The 12400-nt window shown below is 43.2% G+C and carries 12 protein-coding genes; 3 read left to right on the top strand and 9 right to left on the bottom strand.

The features are described 5' to 3' along the window. Positions 1 to 2: 2 nt before the first annotated feature. A complete protein-coding gene (locus H6G97_RS12055; RefSeq protein ID WP_190940839.1) occupies positions 3 to 1085 on the bottom strand; it encodes a class I fructose-bisphosphate aldolase in 1083 nt (360 codons plus the stop codon). A 444-nt stretch (positions 1086 to 1529) separates the two neighbouring features. Here H6G97_RS12055 and H6G97_RS12050 point away from each other — a divergent pair, with 444 nt between their 5' ends. Then, positions 1530 to 1847 (top strand): hypothetical protein, encoded by a 318-nt coding sequence (locus H6G97_RS12050; protein WP_190940838.1) that lies wholly within the window; start codon positions 1530 to 1532, stop codon positions 1845 to 1847. 112 nt (positions 1848 to 1959) lie between these two features. On the opposite strand, the gene H6G97_RS12045 is transcribed toward H6G97_RS12050, so the two are convergent. The 5 genes from H6G97_RS12045 to H6G97_RS12025 all read right to left on the bottom strand — a co-directional run bounded on the left by H6G97_RS12045 (position 1960) and on the right by H6G97_RS12025 (position 6373). Then, the gene (locus H6G97_RS12045; RefSeq protein WP_190940837.1) at positions 1960 to 2190 is read right to left on the bottom strand and encodes a hypothetical protein; all 231 of its coding nucleotides are present in this window, start codon (positions 2188 to 2190) and stop codon (positions 1960 to 1962) included. Between the two features lie 61 nt (positions 2191 to 2251). Beyond that, positions 2252 to 4399 (bottom strand): nSTAND1 domain-containing NTPase, encoded by a 2148-nt coding sequence (locus tag H6G97_RS12040; RefSeq protein ID WP_190940836.1) that lies wholly within the window; start codon positions 4397 to 4399, stop codon positions 2252 to 2254. 254 nt (positions 4400 to 4653) lie between these two features. Continuing rightward, positions 4654 to 5046: a type II toxin-antitoxin system VapC family toxin gene (locus H6G97_RS12035; RefSeq protein ID WP_190940835.1), complete on the bottom strand. Its 393-nt coding sequence runs from the start codon at positions 5044 to 5046 to the stop codon at positions 4654 to 4656. Continuing rightward, complete coding sequence (locus H6G97_RS12030; RefSeq protein WP_094352538.1) at positions 5043 to 5261, bottom strand: hypothetical protein; 219 nt, start codon at positions 5259 to 5261, stop codon at positions 5043 to 5045. The genes H6G97_RS12035 and H6G97_RS12030 overlap by 4 nt, the downstream gene beginning before the upstream one ends. Positions 5262 to 5263: 2 nt before the next feature. Continuing rightward, on the bottom strand, positions 5264 to 6373 hold the full coding sequence (locus H6G97_RS12025) for an ATP-binding protein (RefSeq protein WP_338421668.1): 1110 nt from the start codon (positions 6371 to 6373) through the stop codon (positions 5264 to 5266). 215 nt (positions 6374 to 6588) lie between these two features. Here H6G97_RS12025 and H6G97_RS12020 point away from each other — a divergent pair, with 215 nt between their 5' ends. Together H6G97_RS12020 and H6G97_RS12015 are read left to right on the top strand one after the other, a co-directional pair. Then, the gene (locus H6G97_RS12020; protein ID WP_190940834.1) at positions 6589 to 6831 is read left to right on the top strand and encodes a hypothetical protein; all 243 of its coding nucleotides are present in this window, start codon (positions 6589 to 6591) and stop codon (positions 6829 to 6831) included. A 40-nt stretch (positions 6832 to 6871) separates the two neighbouring features. Further along, positions 6872 to 7210 (top strand): hypothetical protein, encoded by a 339-nt coding sequence (locus tag H6G97_RS12015; RefSeq protein ID WP_190940833.1) that lies wholly within the window; start codon positions 6872 to 6874, stop codon positions 7208 to 7210. Between the two features lie 121 nt (positions 7211 to 7331). On the opposite strand, the gene H6G97_RS12010 is transcribed toward H6G97_RS12015, so the two are convergent. From H6G97_RS12010 to H6G97_RS12000, 3 genes are all read right to left on the bottom strand, one after another. Further along, entirely contained in the window at positions 7332 to 8975 is a 1644-nt protein-coding gene (locus H6G97_RS12010) for an acetolactate synthase large subunit (RefSeq protein WP_190940832.1), read from the bottom strand. A gap of 96 nt (positions 8976 to 9071) precedes the next feature. Next, positions 9072 to 10439, bottom strand: a complete 1368-nt coding sequence (locus H6G97_RS12005; RefSeq protein ID WP_190940831.1) for an NAD-dependent succinate-semialdehyde dehydrogenase — start codon at positions 10437 to 10439, stop codon at positions 9072 to 9074. A gap of 215 nt (positions 10440 to 10654) precedes the next feature. Further along, positions 10655 to 12289, bottom strand: a complete 1635-nt coding sequence (locus tag H6G97_RS12000; RefSeq protein WP_190940830.1) for an adenylate/guanylate cyclase domain-containing protein — start codon at positions 12287 to 12289, stop codon at positions 10655 to 10657. Between the last annotated feature and the right edge of the window lie 111 nt (positions 12290 to 12400).

Raw genomic sequence — 12400 nt, 5'->3', positions numbered from 1 at the left:
CCCTAAGCTATCGTCACATCTGGCGACAAGTAAACATCTTGAATGGCGTGAAATAGCTTCACTCCTTCCTCAAAGGGGCGTTGGAAGGTCTTTCGCCCAGAAATTAATCCTGAACCACCAGCCCGTTTATTAATTACAGCCGTGCGAACTGCTTCTGCGAAGTCATTTTTACCAGTTGCGCCACCAGAATTAATCAACCCCACGCGCCCAGAGTAGCAATTCAGCACTTGGTAACGAGTTAAATCAATTGGGTGATCAGTTGTCAACTCTGTGTAAACCCGCTCATCGGTTTTGCCGTAACTCTTACCAGTGGCTTTAGCAACTGCACCATAACCATTGTTATTTTCAGCTAACTTTTGTTTAATAATGTCGGCTTCAATCGTCACACCCAAGTGATTCGCCTGTCCGGTGAGGTCAGCCGCAAGGTGGTAATCTTTATCTTGCTTAAAAGCATTGTTCCGCAGATAGCACCAGAGAATTGTCACCATCCCCAGTTCATGGGCGCGTTTAAAAGCTCGGCTAACTTCCTGAATTTGTCTGGTAGAATTCTCCGAGCCAAAGTAAATTGTCGCACCAACGGCAGCTGCCCCTAAATTCCAAGCTTGTTCCACATCAGCAAACAATACCTGGTCAAATTGATTGGGGAAAGTCAGCAATTCGTTGTGATTGATTTTGGCAATAAAAGGTATTTTGTGGGCATACTTGCGCGAAACGATACCTAATGTCCCCAAAGTGGTAGCAACCGCATTGCAACCTGCGGCGATCGCTAGCCTGACAATATTTTCTGGGTCAAAGTAAATCGGATTGGGTGCAAAAGACGCACCTGCCGAATGTTCAATCCCTTGGTCTACCGGGAGAATAGACAGATACCCAGTATATGCAAGACGACCAGTAGAATAAAGTAACTGGAGATTACGTAATACTTGCGGGTTGCGATCGCTGTTGAGCCAGATGCGATCTACAAAGTCTGGCCCCGGCAAATGTAGTAAATCAGTAGGAAGTTTTGCTTTGTAGGTAAGCAAGTCTTCAGCCTCTTTACCTAGCAATGACTCGATAGAATTAGCCTCTATGAGCGTTGTAGTCATAGCGTTTTCCTCAAAAATTGAGCAAATGACCTTTGCCTTTAAGATAGCATCTTTAATATTCCTAACCTGGTTATGGGGGTATTAACTATATGTAAAATCCTTCTGATTAGCAGTTTGAAATTATCTGTAAAAACTTGTTTTACCGATTCAACGTGAGATTTAATTATCAGAATTTGCATTTTCTCTCAAACAAATAACTTCTTGAGATAGATGCGAAGTGATAAGATCGCACCCAAACCAGAATTTTTCTTCGATGTCAAGTTAATAGTCTTTAACAGAGTTGCTTGCTGCAACCACTAACAAGAGCAATTTGCTGTGAGCAACTTGTCTTTGTTAATTTAGATGGTATCTGGATTTACGCTGTGCTGTACTAGAGTTGACAGGAAAGTAAAATCTATCTTCCCCCTATAGTGGTAATAATCGTTAAAAGAACAAAGACAATCTATGAGTAAGTTTCAAATCGATATCGACTTCAGCAATATAGATTTAGCTTCCCTTGAGACAGAAGAAGATTTTCAAAGAGAGGCAAGAACATTACTACCAAAGGTACTAGCCAAACTAGGCGAAAATGTGGGTGAAAAGACCTGGGAAGAATTACAGCAAAAGCTGCAAGGCACTGGAGGCAAACTCAAATCTTCTCCAAGCGAGAAACGCAAGTTTATGCAAGAAACAGCAAGAACTTATCAACGAAATGCCAGCAAGAGAGAAAGGCAAGAACTGGAAGACTATATAGTAGAGCAATTACGCCAGTACAAGCGATAAAGATCCACCTAGGTCTAATGTACGTATATTCTAACTTCTATTTTTAGCAGTAGTTTTGGTAGGGTGCGTTAGTCTCTGGCGTAACGAGTTTTTGATACTCGTGAATGAGTCTTTAAACTCCGTCAACGAGCCTTTGATACTCGTGAACGAGTCTTTGAACTGCGTCAACGAGCCTTTGATACTCGTGAACGAGTCTTTGAACTCCGTTAACGAGCCTTTGATACTCTTGAACGAGTCTTTGAACTCCGTCAACCAACGAGCTTTTGATACTCGTGAACGAGTCTTGGATATCATATCGGGCTGGATACTTGTCATTGCGAGCAAAGCGAAGCAATCCCAACATCCTTGCGATTGCTTCGCTTCACTCGCAATGACATATCATAAATTAATTTACCGAACATGATTCAAACAAACCAACAGCGAATCAACTCCACCTGGAAGCCATAGCCGTCGTCAACTTCCTCAATTAACTCACGTTGCAACAGCAAGGTGAAAGTAATATCAGCATCGGGGAACTGTTGCAATAGAGTTTGACGGCTAACTATAGCCCCTTCCCCTTGAGCAGCGATAAAACGTAGAATAGCTTGTCCAGTCGCATCAACTTGATTGTTTTGAATGTCAGCAAAAAAAAATCCGCCACTTTGCAAAGCTTCTGGTATCGCTGCTTCCACATCCGCTAAAGTTGCAAATCGCCGCATAGAGGGATCTTGCTCGTTCTTAAGGACGATAATTTCTGCACAGAGTAATTGTACTAAGAATGGGTGACAACGGGTGAGTTGTAGAACTCGCTCAACGGCGTTAGGTTCATAGCGGAGAGTAAAATCTTTGACAGGACGTTCAATTAATTGTCGTGCTTCCGCTTCTTTGAGGTACGAGATATGCACTACTTGGACATTAATAAGATAACTAGCCCAGCGCTGATATTCTTCGATAGTATGAGAGCCAGCCAGTAACACCTTGAAGCGGGGACGATGTTGGATGAGGTGACGCAGCATTCCCAAAACATCCTGTTCATCAAAGCGACCTTTGGCTATGGCGTTGTCTAGTACCTCGAATTCATCTAGCGCTAGTAAGGCGGTATTTTGTTCTAAAGCCTGTTCTACTTTATCTAGCCATTCATCGAAATAGGTGAAGGGGTCAGATTTTAACACTTCGCGGGCTAGGGACGGTAGAGTTAAACCTTGCTTTTTTGCTGACTTCTGCATCTCTCTAGCCAGGTTGTAGAGAAAACCTGCATGGTCACTAGCTGATGAAGGTGCGCCTTGCAAGTCTACAAACATGGGGATGATGTTATTAGGTAGTAACTTTCCGATGTTGTTGAGGAGGGAAGTTTTACCCATACGTCTCTGACCGTATAGTAGCAGAGGTGGGCGACGGCGATCGCGCAGTAGTTGCTCAATGCGTAAGCCAATGTCATCACGCCCTGTGAAAATTTCTTGCTCTAGTGCAATGGGATTCCCAGTAATATAAGGCGAGTCAATTTCTTGGCGCAATTCAGTAATCTTAGCCAGTTCATCTACATAGTTGGTGACTATCTCACGCCAACTTTTGATAATGGGGTAGAAACGGGCTGTGTATTTGTCGCTGCGACGATAAAAGTTCTCCAAGTGTAGATTTAATTTATCTGCAACATCTCTGAGGAGTAAGCGCTGGTTATAAGTGCTAGCTTGATTGAGTGCAGCATCAACATCCTCACTGATACGGCTAAAGATTTGTAGTAGATGGCTAACTTCACTCTCTAGTTCACCAGTTACCAGACTACGATGAGCTTTACGAATAGCTTCCACATGGGTACAGCCTTGTAAACTGCGTGCATCCAGTTCAATTTGTGCAGCTTGAGCCGCCCAGCGCTGGGAGCTGGTACTGAGATATTCTAAAGCAGCTTTTCCTTCAACTGGGTTATTTTCGATTATAAAAAGGAGATGTTTATCCAAACCAGGCAGATGTAAATGCTGCCACTCATCCCAAAAGGCGGAGTTAAAGCGCAATAAACAAGAGCTTCTACCATTACGCCCTTTGTCTAATCTATAGAGCAGATAATTCCAGATAATGAGAAATGGAAAGGATAAAATAGGTCGCCATGAATTGATAGTAACTCCCACGCCTACCGCCACGCCTACCGCCACGCCTACCGCCACGCCTACCGCCACGCCAAACGCCACGCCAAACGCCACGCCAAACGCCACGCCTCGTGTCACGCCGAATGCCACGCCGAACGCCACGCCGAACGCCACGCGAAAAGCTATATTTGCGATTGGTTCACCCAATGCCCACAGCACCAAGCCCAATAATAAGTTAGCCAGAATAGGTAAGATAAAGAATCCCTGGATGAGCAGCCGCCACAGAGCAAGGTTTCGCCATCGCCCTTGTCTCAACAAGATAATTAGAGAGGAGTCAGAGTCTAAAGCAGGGTCAATGCGCTTGAGGTGGTTACGCCATGCTGAAGGGCGGAAGAAAAGCCAGAAAAGTAGTTGCAAGCTACCGAGTATTAAGTTGGGGTGCTGTTGGGGTGCATCAGTGTAGGCGTTGGGGGGTAGTTGTGGTGAGGTCAACGTTTTTGCATTCCTAACGCGGTGTGCAACTTTCTCTCAAACCTAACCCCCAGCCCCTTCCCTACAAGGGAAGGGGAGCAAGACTTAAAGCCTCTCCCCGCTTCGGAGAGAGGTTTGGAGAGGGGTTTTAAGAATAAGTCGCACATCGCACACTCCTATTTAATACTCGGCTTTGCTGAATCAGGATATTAAAGAGCTTCACGCAAAAGCTCAAAGAATAATTTATAGGTTAATTAGCAACGCTAACTTTTATTTCACTTTTTGATAGTTTGCACCCCAGGATATGCAAGAATTTTGGCGTCAACAGTTAGCAAAGGAGAGTTGTAAATTCTGGCAGTGGCTACAATAATTTGGTCAGATGGATCTCGGTGAAAACCTGTGAGTTTGGTTGATTCAACGATAATTGGTATTGTTAGTTCGAGTAGCTGCACTCCTGGATAAGCTAAAGCTGCTGTTAACCACTCGTCAACTGAAATTGAAAAAGCAAGTTTGCGATTCTCAACCAGTTTGGCGACTTCCCAACAAGAAATAATGCTGACTCCTAGTCCTTGAGATTGATATTCTTCAATGTAATCTCGATATTTCTGGTTTAGTCGTTCATTATTATCTACCCACCAAATCCAAATATGGGTATCTAAAATTATCATTGCAAGACTTCCCAATCCTCTATAGGTACAGCAGGCTCAAAAGGATCATCATAGTGAATAACCGTTCCCCGCAAAGGATAAGGATTAGATTCTGAAGGTTGGGGAAAACGTTCTAAAACAATGATTTCTACTGCTTCGCCAGCCTGAAACGGTAAATCCTCAAGAATCAAGGTTCCGTTTTTAGTTAACTTTGTTTCAATTCTGTGTGCTTTCATGGTTACTCTGCTAGTTCTGAAATTAATAAATCAGTAAATGGTTTTATTTGTCGTAAGCCTTCCCTGCGCCAATTATCATCATTCTCCCCTTCTTCTAAGTTAAATAATCTTTCTCTACACAGAATTTGTAACAACAGTGGCCAGCAGCAACTTTGTCTCAAAATCCACTCCACATCTTCGTCAGTGAAAGCAATGGGCGAACTTGCTATCAATTCTCGCGCTTCTGTCTCAGTCAATGCTTCCAGATATGCCGTGTAGCCAAAAATATTGAAAAAGGGCGAACTGTGTCCTGTGTTTCGCGCCATTTCAATCGGTGATTCGGGGGTAGCCAAGACAAATGCTAGATTCCCCCCTGTGCCGTTAGTTGCCAAAGACCGCAAACATTCCCAAAAGCCATCATCTAATTCTGGACAGCGTTGCAATCCAACGCCAATCTCATCCAATAAAATGACTGTGGGAAAATGCAAATTATCGCTGACTACCTGCATGAAACGATCTAAATCGCAAGGTGTCGGCACTTGCATCTTCAGTGATTCTAGGATGTACTTTAGTAGTCCTTCTCGGCTTTGCATTCGTGCGTCTTGCAAGTCTACAAAAATCCAACAGTAATTTTCTGGATGTGGTAGCCAGTCAGATTTTTGCTCAGGACGCAGCTGTTCTGCTGGCGTGGTGGTGATATTTTTTAAGTAGTGCAGCAGGGATGTTTTACCGCTACGCTTTTTGCCGATAATGGCGGAGTTTTGCAGTGGATGGCGTTTGAGTAAGTTGAAGAGGCGTTTTAATTCTTTTTCGCGTCCAAAAAAGTAACATGGCTGAGTGATGGGTGCGCCTGTGATGAAGGGTGATGCTTCCCCGTTAGTTGGCTGAGGTTTAGGCGGTTGAGTTTCTGGTTCTTGGTATGCAATGTCTTGCCACTCTAACCCCAGTTTTTTGCTAAGTTCTACAAAATTTAGATAGTCAACAGGTTTGCCAGTGAGAAAGTTTTTGACTGTGGAGAGAGAAAATCCTGTGTCAGTAGCCAAAGACTGCTGGCTAGGATAGCCGTTACGCTGAGGTGTTGACTTAACTTTTTCAATATACTCTGGGGCTACTCGGAGCGATCGCGCCATCATTCCTCATCGAGAAACTGCTGTGAGTATATCAGGTTTTTATACTCGCTAAAAAGCTTTGCTTTTTAGCGATAACCTCTTGCACTCCATAAATTATAGTCATCCTGAAGTTAACCGATAATCAACTAAAACTCATCTAATCAGTGAATCTGTCGCAACTTAGTTCTCAACCAGCACCTAGTTTTAATGGTGAATATAAGAGATTAAGGGCTTTAAAAATGAAACGAGAACTAGGAATTATGCAAATTATCTTATCACTTTGCGGAGTAATGATGTTTAGTACAGTAACCTACGCTGCTATCAATATGGTGAATGGTCAATACCAAGTTGAAATATCGCTCAATACTAAGGGACTCATTATTAAGTCAGATATTGACAAAAGACAATGCAAACCAGTAGAGGATATTGCCCAAAAGCAGGAAAGCACAAATTTAGGCCAGAAGACAATTAATTATGAGTAAAAATCAGTCATGAGCTAGAAGTTATTGACTCTAACTCATTGTGAATGAACTTCTGAGCTTCGTCGATGAACTTCTGAGCTTCGTTGATGAACCTCTAAGCTTCGTCGATGAACCATTGAGCTTCGTCGATGAACCATTGAGCTTCGTTGATGAACCTCTGAGCTTTGTTGATGAACCATTGAGCTTCGTTGATGAACCTCTGAGCTTCGTTGATGAACCTTTGAGCTTCGTTGATGAACCTTTGAGCTTAGTTGATGAGTCTTTCATACTCGTGAATGAACCTTTGAGCTTTATGGTTTTTTTACGAACCGCAAAGGACGCATTCGCGCAGCGTCTCGTCAGAGAAGAACGCAAAGAAAGAGAAGAAATATGTCTATAAATTAAATGAAGTAAAGCGGTGCGTTAGCCAAAGGTTAACGCACTCTACCAAAACACTAAAGGAGTTAGGAATAAATAACTCCTAACTCTTGTAAAGACGAGATTAATCGCGTCTCTAATTTTTACACCGCACAACTCAACTCGCCGGCTTTTTGACTGAAGCGGTGATTTTCCCGATAATCTACGGGACAATCTATCACGGCGGGTACATCTTGAGCGAGGGCTTCTTTGAGTACCGGAATCAAATCTAAAGCAGATTCAACTCGGTAGCCTTTCAAACCCATACTTTCGGCATATTTGACAAAATCAGGATTACTAAAATGTACAAAAGATGAGTTTCCTTTGCCAAAGTGATTTTCTTGCTTCCACTCAATTAACCCATAACCGCCATCATTGAAAATTATGGTGACAAAGGGTGTACCGACACGCAAGGCTGTTTCTAATTCTTGAGAATTCATCATAAAGCCGCCATCGCCTGTTACAGCCACGACTTTGCGGTTGGGATAAACGAGTTTTGCTGCTAAAGCTCCAGGAATGGCAATACCCATAGCTGCGAAGCCATTGGAAATTATGCAAGTATTGGGGCTATGGCAATGATAATGACGAGCCATCCACATCTTATGTGCGCCAACATCTGAGATGACGATATCATCTGGGCCCATCACTTGCCGTAAGTCATAAATTAACTTTTGTGGCTTAATAGGAAATCCGTCATCATGGGCGTACTGTTCGTAATCAGCCCGAATCTCTGATCTTAAACTAATGGCAAAAGGATCGGGTTTACCTTGTCGGTCTGCTAATTTTAAAATCTCATAAAGGGAATCTGAAATATCTCCCACTACTTCGGCGTTAGGAATATAACTACTATCAATTTCCGCCGGACTTACCCCAATATGCACAATGGGAATTTCACCATTACGATTCCATTTTTTGGGGGAAAACTCAATCAAATCATAGCCGATCGCAATTACTAAATCAGTGTTATCAAAGCCACAGGTAATATAATCTCTTTGCTGTAATCCCACTGACCACAAAGCTAATTGATGTGTGTAGGGAATAATGCCTTTACCCATGAAGGTATTGGCAACAGGGATATTCAGCAAAGTGGCAAATTGCGTTACGGCATCACTTGCGTGAGCGCGAATTGCCCCATTTCCGACTAGAATTAATGGGTTAACTGCTTGGCAAATTGCGGCCGCTGCTGCCCGAATGCTGGCAAAAGATGCATAAGTTTTTTCGCTATTATCCTTACGCAAAGGTTTGCCTTCGACGGGCATGGCAGCAATATTTTCTGGCAAATCGATATGAACTGCACCAGGTTTTTCTGATTGCGATCGCTTAAATGCTTTCCGCACTACTTCTGGTGTAATACTCGGTCGCACAATCTGCTTATTCCATTTGGTAACAGGTGCAAACATTGCCACCAAATCTAAATATTGATGAGATTCGATGTGCATTCGGTCTGTCCCCACTTGACCAGTAATCGCCACTAAGGGCGCACCATCGAGGTTAGCATCTGCTACCCCAGTCATCAAGTTGGTTGCCCCAGGGCCAAGAGTAGAAAGACACACTCCGGCTTTTCCTGTTAGGCGTCCGTAGACATCGGCCATGAATGCTGCACCCTGTTCATGACGAGTCGTAATAAATTTAATGGAAGAATGTTTTAGCGCTTCCAAAACGTGCAGGTTTTCTTCGCCAGGGAGTCCAAAAATATATTGCACTCCTTCATTTTCTAGGCACTGCACCAATAATTCTGCTGTATTCATTTTATTTCCTAACTATTTATTTTGTCATTTGTCCTTTGTCATTAATCATTTGTCATTTTTTTGGCTAATGACCAATGACCAATGACTAATGACTAATCATTTGACCCACACGGTTTTAAGATTGACAAACTCATGTATACCTTGGATACTCAATTCTCTGCCATATCCAGAACGCTTGATGCCACCAAAGGGCAACCGAGGATCGGATTTGACCATACTGTTGATAAACACTGCACCTGCTTCGATTTCCTCAACTAAGCGATCGCTCTCTTGGTTGTTGGTTGTCCAAGCACTTGCACCTAATCCAAAGGGGATGTCATTAGCGAGTTTAATGGCAGCATCGATATCTGGAACCCGGAATAACAAGGCTACCGGGCCAAAGAATTCTTCTTTGGCAATTGATGCTTCAAGCGGGATATCAATGATAATCGTTGGCGGATAAAAGTTACCTGGACGATCTGATAAAGGATGTCCACCGGTGAGGACTTTACCCCCGCTTTTGGTAGCAGCTTGCACTTGTTGGTCTAAATCCTGGAGAATACCAGGAGTTGCCAGTGGGCCTAAATCGGTATCTGATTGCATGGGATCGCCTACTTTTAGCGCCTCAAATTTTTCTAAAAGCAATTTTTCAAATTTGTCTGCGATCGCTTCTGCGACAATAAAACGTTTTGCTGCAATACATGATTGCCCGTTATTCAACATCCGTGCTGTAGTAGCTGTGACAACTGCTGTCTCTAAGTCAGCACTTTCTAACACAATAAACGGGTCACTTCCTCCTAATTCCAAAACTGTTTTTTTAATTTGTTTGCCGGCGGCGACGGCGAGGGATGCACCTGCGGGTTCGCTTCCGGTCAAGGTGGCAGCTTTTATGCGGTCATCAGCCATCAAATCGGCGACTTTAGCAGCGCCTATTAATAGAGTTTGAAACGCACCTTCAGGAAAACCTGCGCGTCGGATAATATCTTCAATTGCCAAGGCGCATTGCGGCACATTGGAGGCGTGTTTGAGTAAGCCGACATTTCCCGCCATGAGTGCCGGTGCAGCAAAGCGGAACACTTGCCAAAAGGGGAAATTCCACGGCATCACCGCGAGAATCGCACCCATTGGTTGATAACGAACAAAACTTTGGCTAGCATCAGTTTTTACACTGACATCAGCTAGAAAAGCAGGGGTGTGTTCGGCGTAGTAGCGACAGACGGCGGCGCATTTTTCGACTTCTGCGATCGCAGCTTTAAATGGTTTACCCATTTCTAGAGTCATTAACTTAGCAAAGTCTGCTTTGTCTTGCTCTAAAATCTCAGCAGCTTTTTGCAGCCAATGCGATCGTTCAGAGAAACTCGTCTGACGATACTTTTCAAAAGTCTGATTAGCTAAATCGAGTTTAGCGGCAATTTCTGCATCATTGAGTGGCTCAAAGGTTTTGAGCGTTTCCCCAGTAGCGGGATTAATGGTGGCGATCGCCATTACCTGACCTCCCGTTAAAAAATAGCTTCGGTAGGCTTCCTAGTGTTACACAGATCAATTCTGGAAGCTACCACCCAAATTCTAGTCTTTTAACCCAGAATTGGTTGCTTAATATTACAATTTTGCAATTATTTTTGAAATAAAATATACAAGATAACTATGTATTTATCTTGAGAAGTTTGTCATTTATCCTTTGTTAGTCGTTTTCCCAACACTTAACGACTAATCATTGTTGCCACTTGCTGCAAATTTGTTTGATAAATTTTTACTAATCGATCAATACCTTTGAAACGATAATCTCCCATTTCCTTAAAGTCTGAAGGCAGTGAAAGCATTTTATGAGTGGCTTGACTAATCACGCATTCACTAGGGGGACAAACTGCTTCCATGCGAGCAGCAAGATTAATCGTTGCGCCTAATGCCGTATAATCCACCCTTTGGGAACTACCAACATCTCCCACCACAGCTTTACCGCTATTAATCGCAATACGTAATTGCAGGGGTTCGTGCCAAAAACCATTGGCATTAAGATGTTCGAGACGAGTGAGCATTCCCTTGGCAGCAGCAACAGCGCGATCGGCGTGATCTGTTTGCGCTTCTGGAGCGCCAAAAAATGCCATAATACAATCGCCAATATACTTATCTAAAGTGCCGCCGCAGGTAAACACTTCTTTTAGCATCTCTTCAAATAAATTATTTAATAGTTTAGCGATCGCAGTTGGTGTTAATCGTTCAGAAATTGCCGTAAAGCCAACTAAATCTGCAAACAAAATACTGATTTCGCTCTCGGTGGGAGCTAAACGACCACCCGGTAATCCACCTACAGAGATCAACTGCTGTACAACTGCTGGAGAATGATAACGTTCTAGCCGGTGACGAATCATTTCTTCAGTTTTAAGTTTTTCTACCAATAGCCAACGTTGCACACTAGAAGCCACAAGGTTTGCTAAAGCTGAAAAAAAGCTCAATTCTTCCTCGCCTTCATTTGCCCAATGGTAAGAAGAAAGGTTGGCATCGGCATACAGTACACCCACAACTTTATTCTCATCCCATAAAGGCACCGCCATCGCGCTGCGGATGCCTTTGACCAAAATACTCTGTTCACTAGCAAACCGTTCATCCTGATGAGTATCACCGGTTTGAATGACGACTTTTTCCTCAAATACTTTTTGACAGATACTACGACTAATCCAACTACCATCAGAGGGGAGATGTTTCTGTTGGGAAACGTTTCTAGTGGCAGCATTCATTAGTTCCAACTGACCGCAACCATTGACATCAATTAATAATGCCAAGCGTTCGATACTATCAAGGTAACGAAAAACTACTTGCTGAACTTGAGAAAAAATCTCTTCTATGGACGCTGCTGCGCAGAGATTTTTCGCTATGTCTACTAAGTCTTTGAGACGGGCAATGGTTTGGTCTTTATTGCTGATGTTCCCATCCTTGCTATCAGCTGCAATCCATTGCTGTTGTAATTGTTCAACATTGTGAAGGATTGTTCTTTGCTCATTAATATCTGAAATTCCCGGATACTCTGGTTGGGAAACAGGATTTGTGAGCAATACTACCAGGCTAACATTGCCTAGCCAAAGGATATCGCCGTGATATAACTCTTGGGGAGAGTTAACAAGATATTTATTAACCTGCGTCCCGTTTTTGCTGCCAAGATCCTCAATAGTCCACACACCTTCAGCCGTTTTCACCAAGCGAGCATGGTTGCGGGATACTCCAGCAAAAGGTAAGTACAAGTTACATTCCGGCAAACGACCAATTGTAAATACATTTTGGTCAACTGCGATCGTTGTCTCGGTATCTCCCTCTTGTAGGCGTAGCGTGAGTTCAGTCATGAGTGTGATAGATCCATCGAAGCTAGAGGTCAAGCAACTTTAAGGTAAGTTATACCCTACAGGTTAACCTTCACCTTTTCTTTATGACACTGTTAACTGCATTCCGACAAG

The sequence above is a fragment of the Nostoc flagelliforme FACHB-838 genome (assembly GCF_014698065.1).
Classification (GTDB): Bacteria; Cyanobacteriota; Cyanobacteriia; order Cyanobacteriales; family Nostocaceae; genus Nostoc; species Nostoc flagelliforme_B.
This window is presented reverse-complemented; position numbering and strand designations above follow the sequence as displayed.

What these genes read in the sequence shown, in the direction of transcription:
- H6G97_RS12055 (WP_190940839.1), bottom strand. Translation starts at nt 1,085, where the DNA reads ATGACTACAACGCTCATAGAGGCTAATTCTATCGAGTCATTGCTAGGT.
- H6G97_RS12050 (WP_190940838.1), top strand. Translation starts at nt 1,530, where the DNA reads ATGAGTAAGTTTCAAATCGATATCGACTTCAGCAATATAGATTTAGCT.
- H6G97_RS12045 (WP_190940837.1), bottom strand. Translation starts at nt 2,190, where the DNA reads ATGTTGGGATTGCTTCGCTTTGCTCGCAATGACAAGTATCCAGCCCGA.
- H6G97_RS12035 (WP_190940835.1), bottom strand. Translation starts at nt 5,046, where the DNA reads ATGATAATTTTAGATACCCATATTTGGATTTGGTGGGTAGATAATAAT.
- H6G97_RS12030 (WP_094352538.1), bottom strand. Translation starts at nt 5,261, where the DNA reads ATGAAAGCACACAGAATTGAAACAAAGTTAACTAAAAACGGAACCTTG.
- H6G97_RS12025 (WP_338421668.1), bottom strand. Translation starts at nt 6,373, where the DNA reads ATGATGGCGCGATCGCTCCGAGTAGCCCCAGAGTATATTGAAAAAGTT.
- H6G97_RS12020 (WP_190940834.1), top strand. Translation starts at nt 6,589, where the DNA reads ATGAAACGAGAACTAGGAATTATGCAAATTATCTTATCACTTTGCGGA.
- H6G97_RS12010 (WP_190940832.1), bottom strand. Translation starts at nt 8,975, where the DNA reads ATGAATACAGCAGAATTATTGGTGCAGTGCCTAGAAAATGAAGGAGTG.
- H6G97_RS12005 (WP_190940831.1), bottom strand. Translation starts at nt 10,439, where the DNA reads ATGGCGATCGCCACCATTAATCCCGCTACTGGGGAAACGCTCAAAACC.
- H6G97_RS12000 (WP_190940830.1), bottom strand. Translation starts at nt 12,289, where the DNA reads ATGACTGAACTCACGCTACGCCTACAAGAGGGAGATACCGAGACAACG.